Below are 14,602 nucleotides of genomic sequence, written 5' to 3'. Positions count from 1 at the left end.
CCGCCTGAGAGCACCACCCGGCAACAACCGGCAGCGCTCCGCTCGCCGGGGGCTACGCCCTGCCCTGGTCACCTCGATTCACATACCAACACTGTTTCCCACTCACGACCGCTTTTCGAAGATGAGGTCGTGTGAGACGCGGCCTTCGACGTCGGCGCGCTGCTCGAACTTCGTCACCGGCCGCCACTCCGGCCGCGGCGCCCAGCCGCCCGGCTCGTCGGCGTACCGGTTGCGCAGCGCGGGCTCCGCGGAACAGACCTCCAGCATCTGCTCGGCGTAGTTCTCCCAGTCGGTCGCCATGTGGAACGTGCCGCCGGGCGCGAGCCGCGACGCCACGAGCGCGGCGAACGAGGGCGACACGATCCGGCGCTTGTGGTGCTTCTTCTTCGGCCACGGGTCCGGGAAGAACAGCCGGACGCCGTGCAGCGACCCCGGCTCGACGTGCTCGGTCAGCAGCACGACGGCGTCGCCGTGCAGCAGCCGCAGGTTCTCGACACCCAGCTTTTCGGCACGCAGCATCAGCTGCCCGAGGCCGGGGTCGTAGACCTCGACGGCGACGTAGTTCAGCTCCGGAGCCGCGGCGGCCAGCTGCGACGTCGTCTCGCCCATGCCGGAGCCGATCTCGACCAGCACCGGTGCCTCACGGCCGAACCACGCGGCGAAGTCCAGCTTCCCGGCGGGCAGCTCGCCGACGGTGCGGCCGAGGTCCGGCCACAGCTCGTCCCACGCGCGCTGCTGCCCGACGGTCATCCGGCCGCCGCGCTTGACGTAGCTGACGACGCTGCGCAGCCGGGGATGGTCCTGGTTTTCCACCCATGGAATGTAGCTGGGCGCGCAGCGCCTCCGTTGAGGGTGGTGGCGGGGGCATGGATGGATTAACGAACGGCTTCGAGCTCCCCGAGACGAGACCGCAGCCCCGCCAGCCCGGCGATCGCGATCGGGTCCGGCGTCGGCCCGCTGTGCGCCGGCAGGACGTCGATCCAGCCGGGGTGCCGGTCGGTGTTCATCACCGTCGTGGGAATCGCGTGTCCCGATTTCCCGCGTTCGGACGGGATGAACTCCCAGTAGCCGGATTCGCCGTCCGCCGCCCACGGGACGAATTCCCACCCCGGCCGCCTGCCGAGCAGTTGCGCGATGCGGTCCTCGACGCGGAAACCCTGTTCCCGCGAATCAAGGGTGCCGTCGGCCACCGCCCGCAGCCACCACGGCGCGGGCACCTGTCCGACCATCCCGGCCGAGGCGCGGAACAGGGCCAGGACGCTGTCTTCGGGCGCGCGGTGCACCCACGCCCGGCGGAGTTCGGCCGGCGTCGTCGCCGCCATGGCGGCCGGCGGGAGGTCGATCGCCCGCGACCATTCGAGGTCCAGCATGGGTTCGAGCCGGGGTACGTCGTCTTCGACGCGAGCTCGGGGAATGGTGCCACCCAATTCTTGCCCGGTGTCCACCGTCAAGATTCACCTCCAGGGGGGAGTTCAGACGGTTCCGGTGCGCTCTCTTACGAATATTGCCTGGTCATAGCATTATGTCCGGTGCCTGTGAGAGAAGCCACAGGCTCTTCATCTTTTGTTAACACGAAATCTTGCGGTATTGAGAGCCTGATCACGCTCAGGCGTCGCGCCGTGCCGTGACGAGCACCCCGGCCACGAACAGGGCAACGCAGATCGCCGCGAAGTAACCGAGGTAGCCCCACGGGCCGAGCGGGGCCGGCGGCAGCTGCAGCGGACCCGCGCCGAACCCGCCGGCGCCGACGAACTGGTCGGCCGCGTGGAACGGCATCCACTGGTAGATGTGCTTGCCGACGCCGGGGATGAAGGCGACGACGCCTTCGAGCACCTGCGTCCACACGAGCACCACGGTCAGGGCGAAGGCGATGCTGCGCAGCAGCAGGGCGACACCGACGCCGGCCACCGCGGCGAGCAGGAAGACCAGGCTCTGCCCGACCACCGAACGCCACTCCGCGCCCGAGTGCAGCGCGAGGTCGGCGTCCGGGGCCACCAGCGTCGCCAGGCCCCACGAGCCGAAGCCGACGACCAGCCCGAGCCCGGCGCCGACCGCGCCGATGACGGCGACCTTCGCCAGCAGCGCGGGCACCCGGCTCGGCACGGCCTGGAACGTCAGCCGCATCGTGCCCCAGTTGAACTCCGACGCCGTCGCGAGGATCGCGAGGACGACCAGCACGGTCCGGCCGTTGCCGCTCGCGAGCTGGGTGTTGCCGACCGTCGGCGGGATCTCCGGCCCGGCCAGCGCGAAGAACAGCGCGGTGAAGCCGAGCGGCGCGGCGAACGCCAGCGCCAGGCACCACCACGGCGCCCGGGTGCTGAAGAGCTTGATGCGCTCGGCGCGCAGGAGGTTGGCGGTCGTGGTCATCGGGTGGCCTCCGAAGGAGACGCGGCAGCCGTGGCGGGCATCGCGAACTCCACGGCGTCGCGGGTCAGGTCGAGGTAGGCCTGCTCGAGCGAGCCGGTGATCGGGCTCAGCTCGTGCAGCGTCGCCCCGGCGTCGAAGGCGAGCTGCCCGATCCGGTCACTGTCCAATCCGGACACGACGAACGCGCCGTCGGCTTCGGTGAACTCCGCCTGCCCGGTCAGCGCGGCCCGCAGCTCGTCGGCGTGCGGGGTGCGGACGCGGACCCCGTGTTCACTCGTCTGCGAGACGAAGTCGGCCATCGTGCCCTGGTAGATCAGCCGGCCCCGGCCGATCACGACCAGGTCCTGCGCGGTCTGCGCCATCTCGGGCAGCAGGTGGCTGGAGACGAAGACGGTCCGGCCGTCGGCGGCCAGCGCGTGCAGCAGCTGCCGGATCCAGGCCATGCCCTCGGGGTCGAGGCCGTTCACCGGCTCGTCGAACAGCAGCACGCGCGGGTCGCCGAGCAGCGTGCAGGCGATCCCGAGCCGCTGCAGCATGCCGAGGGAGTACTGCCCGGCGCGGCGGTCGGCGGCGCTGGTCAGCCCGACCAGGTCCAGTACCTCGTCGACGCGCTTCCCGGGCAGGCCGTTGGTCGCGGCCAGCCAGCGCAGGTGGTCGCGCCCGCTGCGGCCGGGGTGGCGCCAGGTGGCGTCGAGCATCGCGCCGACCGTCCTGAGTGGATCTTGCAGCTGCCGGTACGGGACGCCGTCGATGAGCGCGGTGCCCGCGTCGGGCGAGTCGAGGCCGAGGATCAGCCGCATGGTCGTGGACTTGCCGGCGCCGTTCGGGCCGAGGAAGCCGGTGACGCGCCCCGACCGCGCGGTGAACGTCAGCTCGTTGACCGCGGTGGTGGTGCCGTACCGCTTGGTCAGTGCCTTCGCTTCGATCATGCGCTCCCCTGTCCCGTCCGGAGGAGCCTACCGAGAAACGGGAATCCGGGTCGCCCCCCGACAGTGCGACCCGGATTCCCGTTTCTCTCCCCTTTTCCCCTCAGGCGTCCCGCTTCTTCGCAACCCCGAGTGCGACGAGCAGGAACACGATGGCGATGCCGGCGAAGTACGCCAGCGCCCAGCCCGGGCTCAGCGGCGAGTCCGACGGCGCGGGGCCGTCGACGACCGCCGAGCCGCGCAGGAACTTGTTCGCCACGTTGAACGGCAGCCACTCGTGGATGGTGTGGCCGATCTTCGGGATCAGCTGCACCAGCTCTTCCACGGCCAAGTAGTAGATGAGCAGCAGTGCGATGGCGCCGGCGCTGTGCCGGATCATGATCCCGAGTGCGACGGCGAGCACGGCGCTGAGGGCGAACACCGGGCCGAGGCCCGCGACGTTCATCCAGTCCTGCGACGTGTGCAGGCCGAGCCCGTCGTCCGGCCGCATGAGCATGCCGAGACCCAGCGCGCCGAACGCGGCGATCTCGCCGATGACCAGCGCCACCAGCGCGACGACGATCGCCTTGGCGACCAGCGCCGGCGAGCGGTGCGGCACCGCCTGGAACGTGGTGCGGATGGTGTTGAAGCGGTATTCGGTGGTCACCGCGAGCGCGGCGAGCACCATGACGACGGCGATGCCGAACTGGGAGCCGCCGAACTGGGTGGCGGACAGCGTGAGCTGGGAGTCGGACGGCGTCGCGCCGGCGATGATGGCGGCGAAGCCGATGGTCAGGGCCAGGGTGATGAGCGCGCACCACCACGGCGAGCGGGTGCTGAACAGCTTGATGCGTTCGACCGCGAGTAAGTTCATGATCTTGGTTTCCCCGGTTACTTGGCGGACTCGAGCACGTGCTGCGCCTCGGCGTCGAGACCGGTGTGGTACTCGACGGAGTCGCCGGTGATCTGCATGAAGGCCTGCTCGAGCGAGCCGGTCTGCGGGCTCAGCTCGTGCAGCACGATCCGGTTGGACGCGGCGATCTCACCGATCTTGTCGCTGTCCATCCCGGACACCACGAGCGCGTTCGCCTCGTCGGCGACGCCGGCGCTTGCCCGCCGCAGGACCTCCCGCAGCTCGGCCAGCTGCGGCGAGCGGACCTTGACGGTGTTCTCCGCGGCGCGGGAGACGAAGTCCTCGGTGGAGGACTGCGAGATCAGCTGCCCGCGGCCGATCACCACGAGGTTGCTCGCGGTCAGCGCCATTTCCGAAAGCAGGTGGCTCGACACGAAGACGGTGCGGCCTTCTTCGGCCAGCCGGTGCATGAACTTCCGGATCCAGAGGATGCCCTCGGGGTCCAGGCCGTTCACCGGCTCGTCGAACAGCAGCACCTCGGGGTCGCCGAGCAGGGCGGCCGCGATGCCGAGCCGCTGCGACATGCCGAGCGAGAACCCGCCGGCGCGCTTGCCCGCGACGTTCGTGAGCCCGACGGTGTCGAGCACCTCGTCGACGCGGGTCACCGGGATGCGGTTGGACTTCGCCATCCACAGCAGGTGGGCGCGCGCCGAGCGGTTGGGGTGGACCCACTTCGCGTCGAGCAGCGCGCCGACGGTGCGCAGCGGTTCCTTGAGCTGGTGGTACTTCTTGCCCCCGATGGTGACCTGACCGCCCGTGGGGTTGTCCAGGCCCAGGATCATGCGCATGGTGGTGGACTTGCCCGCCCCGTTCGGGCCGAGGAAGCCGGTGACCTGACCCGCGGCCACGGAGAACGACAGGTTGTTCACCGCCAGTGTCTTTCCGTACCGCTTGGTGAGGCCGGTTGCCTCGATCATGACTGCTCCTCTTCCGCCCCTCGCTTACGACGCGTTCATCGTCGCGGGTCGGAGCCGGTTCGCGCGTCACCCTGGAGACCGAACCGGGCCCCCTACCTGAGTAGTACCTTGCTGGCTCTTCGGTCGATGCGCGATGGGTGATGACCCTGAGCCGACCCTGATTCGCGGTCATTAATGAACTGTGGTTCAATAATGACGTGGCCCGGCCGAGGAGCATCACCGACGAGCGCTTGCTGGGTGCGGCGGAGACCGTGATCGGCCGCTGCGGCCCCGGTTTCACGCTCGCGCAGGTGGCTTCGGAGGCGGGTGTCTCGGTCGGCACGGTCGCGCAGCGGTTCGGCTCGAAGAGCGGCCTGCTGCAGGCCATGAGCCGGCGGGCCACGCGGCGGGCGGTCGAGCTCATGCGGGAGTGCGCCGAGCGGGCGGACGACCCGGTCGACGGGCTGCGCGCCGCGGCGGTGGCGGTCTACGCGGTGCTGGGTGACGCCGAAGAGGCGGCGAACCACCTGGGCCAGCTCGGCGTGGACATCGGCGACCCGGTGCTGCGGGCGCTGCTGGGCGAGCACTTCACGGCGGTCGAAGAAGAACTGCGGCGGCTCGTGCGGGCGGCGGCGGCATCGCTGCCGCACGCGCCGAGCGTGCCGCGGGCGGCCCGTGCGGTGCTCGGGATCATCAACGGGGTGTCGATCGACTGGTCGATCCGGCCGCACGGGCGGCTGGCCGACCGGCTGGCGGAGGACGTCGACGCGGTGCTTTCCGCGTGGCGGGGACGGGAGGAAGCATGAGCTTGAAAGGAAAGGTCGCGGTCGTCACGGGGGCGACCCGGGGCTGCGGGCGGGCGATCGCGGTGGAGCTGGGCCGCGCGGGGGCGACGGTGTACGTCACCGGCCGCACGACGCGCGAAACGGCGTCACCGCTGAAGCGCCCGGAGACGATCGAAGAGACGGGCGAACTGGTCGAGGCGGCCGGGGGCCAGGCCGTCGTGGTCCGCTGCGACTTCACGTCGGTGTCCGATGTGGACGCGTTGAAGGCGCGCATCGAGTCCGAAGTGGACGGAATCGACATCCTGGTCGACGACGTCTGGGGCGGCGACATGTTCTTCCACTTCGACGCGCCGTTCTGGGAGACGCCACTCGAAGACGCGCTCAACCTGACGCACAACGCGCTCGACACCCACCTGATCGCGTTGCACAAGCTGCTGCCGCTGGTGGTCGCCAAGCGCGGGCTGGTGCTCGAGGTGACCGACGGCGACAACGACGACTACGTCGGCGCGGGCCTCCCCTATTACCTGGCGAAGTGCGGCATCCGCGCGCTCGGCCGGGCGCTGGGCGTGGAGCTGAAGAAGAACGACTGCGTCGGGCTCTCGGTGACGCCGGGCTTCCTGCGGTCGGAGTCGATGCTGGACATCTTCGAGGTCACCGAGGACAACTGGCGCAATGCCGTGGGCCGGCGCGCGCCGGTCGACTTCAAGATCTCCGAGACGCCGTACCTGCTGGCCCGCGGCGTCGCGGCCCTGGCGCAGGACACCGACGTCGCCCGCTTCGCGGGGCAGACGCTGGCGTCCTGGACGCTGATGAAGGAGTACGGCTACACGGACATCGACGGCGACCGCCCGGACTTCGGCCGCTGGATCACCGAGGTCCGCAACGCGGGCAAGGACCCGGCAACGACCCGGCAACGACCCCGCCGGACGACTTCCGTTAAGCCAAGCCGGGGCGGGCGAGACCGGTTTCGTAGGCCAGCACCACGGCCTGCACCCGGTCTCGCAGCTCCAGCTTCGCCAGGATCCGCCCGACGTGCGTCTTCACCGTCGCCTCCGACAGGAACAGCGCCTCCGCGATCTCCAGGTTCGACATGCCCTTGGCGATCAGCACGAGCACCTCGCGCTCGCGGTCGGTGAGCACGTCCAGCTCCGCCGTGTCGCGCATCGGCGCGCCGCCGGTGCCGACGAAGCGGTCGAGCAGCCGGCGCGTCACCGACGGCGACACCACCGCGTCGCCCGAGGCGACCGCTCGCAGCGCCGACACCAGGTGGCCGGGCTGGGTGTCCTTGAGCAGGAACCCGCTCGCCCCACCCTGCAGCGCCGAGTAGACGTACTCGTCGAGGTCGAACGTCGTCATCACCAGCACGCGCGCGGTGCCGGCCGCCACGATCTGCTTGGTCGCCTCGACGCCGTCGAGCACCGGCATCCGGACGTCCATCAGCACGACGTCGGGGCGCAGCTCCTCGGCCATCCGGATGGCCTGCGCGCCGTCGCCTGCCTCGCCGACGACGTCGATGTCGGCCTGCGCGCCCAGCACCATCCGGAACCCGACGCGCATCAGTTCCTGGTCGTCGACGACCACGACACGGATCACTTGTCCAACCTAACCGGCAGCGCCGCGCGGACCTGCCACCCACCACCCGGAGCCGGACCCACGTCCAGGGTCCCGCCGTACACGTGCGCGCGCTCGCGCATGCCGATCAAGCCGTTGCCGCCCGGGAGGCGTTGCGAAGAACCGGCCAGCTGCGGGACGCGGCCCGCGCCGTCGTCGGACACCAGTACCTCCACCAGGTCGCCGGTGCGGTGCACCCGCACCGCCGCGGTCGCGCCGCGGCCGGCGTGCTTGAGCGTGTTGGTCAGCGACTCCTGGACGATCCGGTAGATCCCCAGCGAGACGCCGGCGGGCAGGTCGCCGAGGTCGTCGGTCTCCAGCTCCACCGGCACCCCGGAGGTGCGCATCCGGTCGGCCAGCTCGGCGAGGGCGTGCGCGTCCGGCTGCGGGACGCGGGGCTCGCCGTCGGCGTCGTCGCTGCGGAGCACGTCGAGCAGGCGCCGCAGTTCGCCGAGTGCGCCGCGGCCGGTCTCGGAAATCGTTTGCACGGCCCGTTGCGCGAGCTCGGGGTCGCTCTGGATCGCGTACGACGCGCCGTCGGCCTGCACCACCATGACGCTCACCGCGTGCGCGACGACGTCGTGCAGCTCGCGCGCGATCCGCCCGCGCTCCTCGGCCACCGCGATCCGGGTGGCCTGGTCCCGTTCGGTCTCGAGCAGGTGCAACCTGGCCTCCACTTCCACGTCGTAGGCGCGCCGGGCGCCGACGAACTCGCCGAGCGTCCAGCACAGGGCGATGCCGAACGCGAGGAACAGGATCGCGATGAAGAGCTCGTCGTCCGGCGGCTCCAGCGCCAGCTGCACGGCCGAGGAGACGATGACCGCGCCGACGAAGACCATGCCCTGCCGGCGCCCGGCGTAGACGACGACCGAGTAGATGCTCATCGCCAGCCCGGCTGCGCTGCCGATGCCGAGCATCAGCGTCGCGTGCACGATGCTGACGACCAGCACGCAGTAGGCCGACCACAGCGGCGACTTCCGCCGGAACACCAGCGGCGCGACCATCGCGATGTTGATCGGCACGGCCACGTACCAGGGCGGCAGCTCCGGCAGCTCGGCGAACTGGTCGGCGACGAACAGCAGCAGGTCGACGAGGCCGAGCAGGACGGCCAGCACCGTGTCGCCCGCCATGGGGTGGGCACGCATCCAGAGGCTCAGCCGTCGCACCACACAACCCTAGGTCGCGGGGCGGGAACAGCGCGTCCGTCGTCAGTACCACCTTCGGTGCGACCCGGGGATGAGGTGCATGGCACGATTCAGGGGGTTGTCCGTACGACGGGAGGGCTGGGGGCCGTGACGTCACCGGAGCAGGGCCGGCTCGCGGGTCCGCTGTCGATGTCGGTGGCCAACCTGTGTCACCGCTTGCAGTCGCAGGTCTCCGCGCGCACCGCGGCCGGCTTCGCGGAGGTGCTGCGCCGGCTCGGCGCACCGCTGCAGGTGGCCGTCGCCGGGCGGATCAAGTCGGGCAAGTCCACGCTGGTCAACGCGCTGATCGGGCGCCGGGTCGCGCCGACCGACATCGGTGAGTGCACGCGGCTGGTGACCCGGTTCCAGTACGGCACGGTCGACCGCGTCGAGATCGTCTTCACCGACGGCCGCAAGCAGGTGCTCCCGTTCGCCTCCGACGGGATGATCCCGGCCGAGCTGGGCGTCGACATCACCACGGTGTCGCACATCGAGGCGTACCTGACCAACGCCGTCCTCCAGGGCATGACGGTGATCGACACCCCCGGCCTCGGCTCGCTCGACGCCGCTTCGGTGTCTCGCACCGAGCAGCTCCTGGGCGCCGCGAAGCACCGCAAAGAAGAGGACGACGAAGGCTCCGACGAGCTCGACGACACCTCGCGCAACGCCGTCGCCGGCGCCGAAGCCGTCCTCTACGTCGTCACCCAGGGCGTCCGTGCCGACGACCAGCAGGCTCTCGCCGCCTTCACCGCGGCCACCGCGAGCCGCGAGGCCGGCCCGGTCAACGCCATCGCCGTGCTGAACAAGGCCGACACCATCGCGCCGGAGTCGGTCGAAGGCTCCGGCGGCGACGTCTGGAAGGCCGCGACGATCCTGTCGGAGAAGCAGGCGTCGACGTTGAAGCCGCGCGTCGCCGACGTGCTCCCGGTGATCGGGCTGATCGCCGAGTCCGCCGAGTCGGGCGGGTTCACCTCCGCCGACGCCGAGGCGCTGCGGCAGCTCGCCGACCTCGACGACGACATCCTGCAGACCATGCTGATCTCGGCGGACATCTTCACCAGCTGGGAGTGCGACGTCCCGTCGGGCACCCGGCTGCGGCTGCTGGAGAAGCTCGACCTGTTCGGCATCTCGCACGCCGTCGAGGCCATCCGCAAGGAACCGGAGCTCACGGCGGGCTCGCTGCGGCGCTCGCTGCTCGACGCGTCCGGGCTGGAAGCCGTGCGGCAGCGGTTGTCGATCGTGTTCGCCGCCCGCGCCGACGGCATCAAGGCGGCCGCCGCCCTCGCGTCGGTCACCGCGCTCGCCCACTCCTCGGGGGACCCGGCCGAGCGCCAGCGCGTCCACGACGCCATCGAGGTCCTGCTCGCCAAGCCCGAGGCCCACCAGCTGCGGCTGCTCGAAGCGCTGACGCTGGTCGCCTCCGGCGCGGTCGACATGCCGGAGGACCTGTCGGAGGAGGTGCTGCGGGTGGGCAGCAACGCCGACATCGGCGCGCAGCTCGGCAAGCCCGGCGCCCCACGACCGGAGCTGGCGGCGCACGCGCTCGAACGCGCGGGCTGGTGGCGGTCGTTCGCGTCCTTCGGCGCAACGCCCGCGCAGAGCCGCGTCGCGCACGTAGTGCACCGGGCGTACTTCTTGATCTGGCAACAGGTGCGCGAATCTTGAGCTTGTTTCACCTTGCCGACTTCTGCTGGTAGGCCCGCTTTTCCGCGTACTGTTGACTCGTGCGCCTAGAAAACACGACATCGTGGCGAGCCGGCTGGAGCAGCGAGAACGAGATCGACGTCGCGCTGTATATCCGTGACGCCCTGGCGCTGTCCGTTTCCGAAGGACAGGTGCTGCCGCCCGTGGAGCCGCAGGTCCCGGTCCACGTCCCGCCCGGGATCGACCGCGCGGCCGTCCAGGCGCAGTGGGCCGACTGGTGGGTCGACCTCCTGGCCTTCCTCCGCAACCGCGAAGACCCGGACCCGCGCAGCCCGCGCACCCGCTACGGCAGGCCCGCGCTCGCGCAGGGTTCGGCGATGCGCCAGGCGCTCGACGTCTTCGGCCCGCCCGCGGCCCGCCACTTCGCCAACGCGCGCGGGCCGGCCCTGCGCGGCGCGGGCGAGCCGTCGGGCGGCACGCCGTGGGCGCCCGGCTTCTACCGGCGCCAGATCGTCGCCGGTGAGCGGCTCGGCCAGCTGGTGCGCGAGGCGGAGGTGCGGCTGGGGCGGCGCGCGTACCCGTTCCGGCTGAACGTCATCGAGATCTCCGTCGCCGGGTCGATCTGGCTGCGTACGGCCGACGACCAGCTGCTCGTCTCGTCCCGGCTCGCCGAGGACGGTCCCGGCCTCGAAGCCGTGCTCCGCGAGGTCATCGACGAGCTGGTCTGATCCCCCGGCTTTCATAAACCGAGTACGCGGTCTAATAATAGGCGGCATGGAGACGACCGTCGACGAGCCGTCGTGGCTGCGCACCGCGTCCTGGATCGGCTGCCCGCTGGCCGGCGGCGCGCTCGGCGTGGGCGTGTGGGCCATCGCCACGTGGGTCAGTGGCCTCGACGCCTTCCCGTTCCAGGGCGTGTTCAAGGTCCTCACGAAACTGCCGCAGCCGTGGGCGACGCTCGCCGCGGTCGCCGGCGGGCTCGTGCTCGGCCTGGTGTTCGCCGTGATCTGGGCAGCCGAGCGCCTGGTCGTCACGGTGTCGCCGACCCGGGTCACGCTGGTCCGCGGCGACAAGACGCGGCGCATCGAGGCCGACCTCGAAGCCGTCTACCTCGACGGCAAGGAGCTCGTCCTGCGCACCACCGACGGCCGGGAGATCGCCCGCGAGAAGACCGACCTGCGCAACCACGAGCTGGCGCCCGCCTTCGCCGAGCACGGCTATCCCTGGCGCGACGAGCCGCCGGTCGAGCGATGAGGACGGTCGACCCGGCCAAGCACGCGGCCAAGCGCGCCTCGATCGTCGACGCCGCCGCGGGCTGCTTCGCCGAGAAGGGCTTCGAGCGGACGACGACGGCGGACATCTGCCGGGCCGCGGGCATCAGCTCCGGCAGTCTCTTCCACTACTTCCCGAACAAGCGCGCGATGTTCACGGCGATCTTCACCGACGACGCCGTCGAGACGGCGGCACGCCTCGAAGCCGCGGCGAAGGCCGACGACCCGTGGGAAGCGCTGCTCGCCATCGTCACCGACCTGGCCGGCCAGGTAGCGCACCCCGCTGTCGTCCGGCTGGTCCTGGAAGCCGCGGCGCAGGCTGCCCGCGACGACGAGTTCGCCCAGCTCGTCCAGCGCAACGACGGCGCCCTCCGCGACGGCCTGGCCGTGCTGGTCGGGCGGGCCGCCGACGCCGGGCTGATCGACCCCGGCGTCACCCCGCGCGCGGCCGCCTCCTGGGTCGCCGGGCTGATCGACGCGATGATTTCGCGGGCCAGTCTCGACCCGGACCTCGATCTGCCCGCGGAACAGGCGGTCCTCCGGACGATCCTGGTCCGGTTCCTTCGTCCCGTTTCGCCCCCGGATGGCGCTTGAGTGCTCCAAACTGGTGGAATCTGCCGGGACCGGGACGAGGTGGTGCTCATGGCGTGGTTTCGCAGGGACGGATCCGTCGATCCCGACGACACCCCCACCGGCCAGATCGCCGCGGTGAGCATCGCCCAGATCGTCGAAGAGGCCGACGCGGAGAAGGGAACCGACGCTGCCGCGACCGCGTCGGAAACCGATGTGCACCCCCTGCAGCAGGTCGCCGTGACCGACCTCGAGCGTGCCCTCGCCGACCGGCACGCGCTGATCCAGATGTGCCTGTACGCGCTGGACCGCGCCCGCAGCGGAGGCGTCGTCGAACGGCTCGAAGAGGGACTCGCCGCGATCGGCGTCCAGGCCCTGCGGCCCGACGGCCAGCGGTTCGACCCGGCCCGCCACGAGGCCGGCGGCGCGATCCCCACCGAAGACCCGGCGCTCGAGGGCATCGTGGCCGAAACCGAAGTCACCGGGTTCGCCGACCACGACCGCCTGCTGCGCGCCCCGATCGTCACCGTCTACGCGAAGAAGACCCCGTGAGCGCACCCACCGCGCCGACCCTGCCCACGCAGGTCGCGGCGGCGCGAGACCAGCTGCTGACCGTCGTCCGCGACGCCGACCCGGCCGCCGCCAAGTGGGTCGAGCAGGTCCGGCAAGCCCGGCCCAAGAAGCCGGCCGTCGTGGTCGTCGGTGAGACGAACCGCGGGAAGAGCTCCCTGGTCAACGCGCTGCTCGCGGCCCCGGGACTGTCCCCTGTGGACGCCGACGTCGCCACCGCCACCTACCTCGTGTTCGACCACGCCGACACGTGGGGCGCGCAGGCCTGCTACCCCGGCCAGCTCGCGCCGGTGCCCATCGACCTCGGCCAGCTGATCAACTGGGTCTCCGCCGCGCACGAGCTGCCGCCGGGCCAGATCCCGCCGCGGTACGTCGAGGTCACCGGGCCGGTGCCGCTGCTCGAACGGCTTTCGCTGGTCGACACGCCTGGTGTCGGCGGGCTCGACTCGATGCACGGCGAGCTCGCCAAGGAAGCCGCCGCGGGCGCGACCGCACTGCTGTTCGTCGTCGACGCGTCGGCGCCGTTCACCTCGACGGAGCTGCAGTTCCTGCGCGACGTCGGCGAGCGCGTCGAGACCGTGGTGTTCGCGCTGACCAAGGTGGACATGTTCCGCGGCTGGCGCGAGGTCATGGAGGCCGACCGGCAGCTGCTGCGCGACCACGCTCCCCGCTTCGCCGATTCGGTGTTCCACCCGGTGTCGGCACGCATGTTCGAGACGGCCTCGAAGGCGCCCAACGAGCAGATGGCCGCGATGCTGCGGGAGAAGTCCGGCGTCGCCGCGGTGCAGACGGCGTTGCAGGAGCTGCTCGTCGGCCGCTCGGCGATGCTCGGCGAAGCGAACACGCTGCGCGCGCTCTCCAGCGCGCTCGCCGAGCTGAAGGCGAAGCTGCAGGCCGAAAGCCGGGCGCTGTCCGCGGGCGAGGCCGAGGCCGAGCAGCTGCGTGAACGCCGTGACCAGCTGCAGGCCGAACGCCGGACGTCGACCCGCGGCTGGCAGCTGAAGCTGCGCGGCGAGGTGCAGCGCACGCGGGTCGAGGTCCTGCACGAGAGCAGCCGGCAGATGCGCGACGCGCAGACCCACTTCCGCCAGCTGATCGACGCGGCGAAGCGCGACGAGCTGACCGCGCTGCCGCAGCAGGTCGACATCGCGCTGCAGACGACGTCGCAGCGGATCTCGATGCTGCTTTCCCAGCGCCTGAACCAGGTCACCAACGTCTCGCTGTCGGAGCTGTTCTCCGCCGAGGAGCTCGACGTCATCCGCGCGCAGTTCGCCAGGGCCGGCGGCCCGCCGGTGGTGCTGCGGCCGCCGGACAAGAAGCCGCCGACGGCCGAGGACAAGCTGCTCGTCTTCATGGGCATCTCCGGTGGCGTCGGCGCCGGCAAGGTGGCCGCGCTGCCGCTGGCCGGCGTCGCGATCCTCAACCCCGTCGTGCTGCCCGCGACGATCATCATCGGCCTCGGCGCCGGCTGGTGGATGGCCCGCACGCGCAAGCACGCGGCCGACAAGCAGCACATGAAGCAGTGGCTCGTCGAGGCCATCGCGGACGCCCGCTCGACGCTCGACCAGCTCGTCGCCGAGCAGCTCATCGAGGCCGAACAGCAGCTGTCGATGGCCCTGGACGAGGCGCTCGGCCGGCGCATCGACGCGATCGAAGCCGAGCTGAAGGAAGTCGACAAGACGATCAAGATGGGCGCCCAGGAACGCGCCAAGAAGATCGCGATCGTGTCGAAACGCCTCAAAGAAGTCAGCGACGGCCGCGAACGGGCCGAAGCCTTCCTGACGCGGATCCGGGCGCTGCGGGACAAGACGGCCTGACCATCCGTCCGGTTGTGGAGCGGAACCGAACGGGCCTACGGTGAGTCATACCCTCCGACAGCAGGTCAG

At 71.0% G+C, this 14,602-nt stretch carries 15 protein-coding genes and 1 pseudogene; 8 read left to right on the top strand and 8 right to left on the bottom strand.

Annotation, left to right across the window (positions count from 1 at the left end; genetic code table 11):
* Positions 1-102: 102 nt before the first annotated feature.
* From trmB to QQ657_RS53560, 6 genes are all read right to left on the bottom strand, one after another.
* Entirely contained in the window at positions 103-789 is a 687-nt protein-coding gene (gene trmB / locus QQ657_RS53585) for a tRNA (guanosine(46)-N7)-methyltransferase TrmB (protein ID WP_434056871.1), read from the bottom strand.
* Between the two features lie 86 nt (positions 790-875).
* Positions 876-1,427, bottom strand: a complete 552-nt coding sequence (locus QQ657_RS53580; RefSeq protein WP_284750203.1) for a hypothetical protein — start codon at positions 1,425-1,427, stop codon at positions 876-878.
* A 178-nt stretch (positions 1,428-1,605) separates the two neighbouring features.
* Positions 1,606-2,367, bottom strand: a complete 762-nt coding sequence (locus QQ657_RS53575; RefSeq protein ID WP_284750199.1) for a hypothetical protein — start codon at positions 2,365-2,367, stop codon at positions 1,606-1,608.
* Positions 2,364-3,296, bottom strand: coding sequence for an ABC transporter ATP-binding protein (locus tag QQ657_RS53570; protein ID WP_284750198.1), 933 nt, complete (start codon positions 3,294-3,296; stop codon positions 2,364-2,366). The genes QQ657_RS53575 and QQ657_RS53570 overlap by 4 nt, the downstream gene beginning before the upstream one ends.
* Positions 3,297-3,396: 100 nt before the next feature.
* Positions 3,397-4,146, bottom strand: a complete 750-nt coding sequence (locus QQ657_RS53565; protein ID WP_284750197.1) for an ABC transporter permease — start codon at positions 4,144-4,146, stop codon at positions 3,397-3,399.
* 17 nt (positions 4,147-4,163) lie between these two features.
* Entirely contained in the window at positions 4,164-5,102 is a 939-nt protein-coding gene (locus QQ657_RS53560; protein ID WP_284750196.1) for an ABC transporter ATP-binding protein, read from the bottom strand.
* Between the two features lie 197 nt (positions 5,103-5,299).
* On the opposite strand from QQ657_RS53560, the gene QQ657_RS53555 reads away from it, so the two are divergent.
* Both QQ657_RS53555 and QQ657_RS53550 read left to right on the top strand, forming a co-directional pair.
* On the top strand, positions 5,300-5,887 hold the full coding sequence (locus QQ657_RS53555; protein ID WP_284750195.1) for a TetR/AcrR family transcriptional regulator: 588 nt from the start codon (positions 5,300-5,302) through the stop codon (positions 5,885-5,887).
* A pseudogene (locus QQ657_RS53550) lies at positions 5,884-6,774 on the top strand (SDR family NAD(P)-dependent oxidoreductase); the annotation flags it as partial. The gene QQ657_RS53555 and the pseudogene QQ657_RS53550, both read left to right, overlap by 4 nt.
* A gap of 28 nt (positions 6,775-6,802) precedes the next feature.
* On the opposite strand, the gene QQ657_RS53545 reads toward QQ657_RS53550, so the two are convergent.
* Complete coding sequence (locus QQ657_RS53545) at positions 6,803-7,459, bottom strand: response regulator (RefSeq protein ID WP_284750194.1); 657 nt, start codon at positions 7,457-7,459, stop codon at positions 6,803-6,805.
* Positions 7,456-8,622, bottom strand: coding sequence for a sensor histidine kinase (locus tag QQ657_RS53540; protein WP_434056870.1), 1,167 nt, complete (start codon positions 8,620-8,622; stop codon positions 7,456-7,458). Before QQ657_RS53540 ends, QQ657_RS53545 begins: the two co-directional genes overlap by 4 nt.
* 189 nt (positions 8,623-8,811) lie before the next feature.
* On the opposite strand from QQ657_RS53540, the gene QQ657_RS53535 reads away from it, so the two are divergent.
* The 6 genes from QQ657_RS53535 to QQ657_RS53510 are packed head-to-tail and all read left to right on the top strand — an operon-like array spanning position 8,812 to position 14,533.
* Positions 8,812-10,326 (top strand): dynamin family protein, encoded by a 1,515-nt coding sequence (locus tag QQ657_RS53535; RefSeq protein ID WP_284750201.1) that lies wholly within the window; start codon positions 8,812-8,814, stop codon positions 10,324-10,326.
* A gap of 59 nt (positions 10,327-10,385) precedes the next feature.
* Positions 10,386-11,033, top strand: a complete 648-nt coding sequence (locus tag QQ657_RS53530) for a hypothetical protein (protein WP_284750193.1) — start codon at positions 10,386-10,388, stop codon at positions 11,031-11,033.
* Between the two features lie 46 nt (positions 11,034-11,079).
* Complete coding sequence (locus QQ657_RS53525) at positions 11,080-11,559, top strand: YqeB family protein (RefSeq protein ID WP_284750192.1); 480 nt, start codon at positions 11,080-11,082, stop codon at positions 11,557-11,559.
* Positions 11,556-12,170, top strand: a complete 615-nt coding sequence (locus QQ657_RS53520) for a TetR/AcrR family transcriptional regulator (RefSeq protein ID WP_284750191.1) — start codon at positions 11,556-11,558, stop codon at positions 12,168-12,170. Before QQ657_RS53525 ends, QQ657_RS53520 begins: the two co-directional genes overlap by 4 nt.
* A gap of 48 nt (positions 12,171-12,218) precedes the next feature.
* On the top strand, positions 12,219-12,698 hold the full coding sequence (locus tag QQ657_RS53515) for a nucleotide exchange factor GrpE (protein WP_284750190.1): 480 nt from the start codon (positions 12,219-12,221) through the stop codon (positions 12,696-12,698).
* Positions 12,695-14,533, top strand: a complete 1,839-nt coding sequence (locus tag QQ657_RS53510) for a dynamin family protein (protein ID WP_284750189.1) — start codon at positions 12,695-12,697, stop codon at positions 14,531-14,533. The genes QQ657_RS53515 and QQ657_RS53510 overlap by 4 nt, the downstream gene beginning before the upstream one ends.
* The last annotated feature ends 69 nt before the right edge of the window (positions 14,534-14,602 follow it).

It is taken from the genome of Amycolatopsis ponsaeliensis, assembly GCF_030182635.1.
Lineage (GTDB): Bacteria > Actinomycetota > Actinomycetes > Mycobacteriales > Pseudonocardiaceae > Amycolatopsis > Amycolatopsis ponsaeliensis.
Note: the sequence above shows the minus strand (reverse complement) of the source record. Positions and strands in the feature narration are given on the sequence as shown.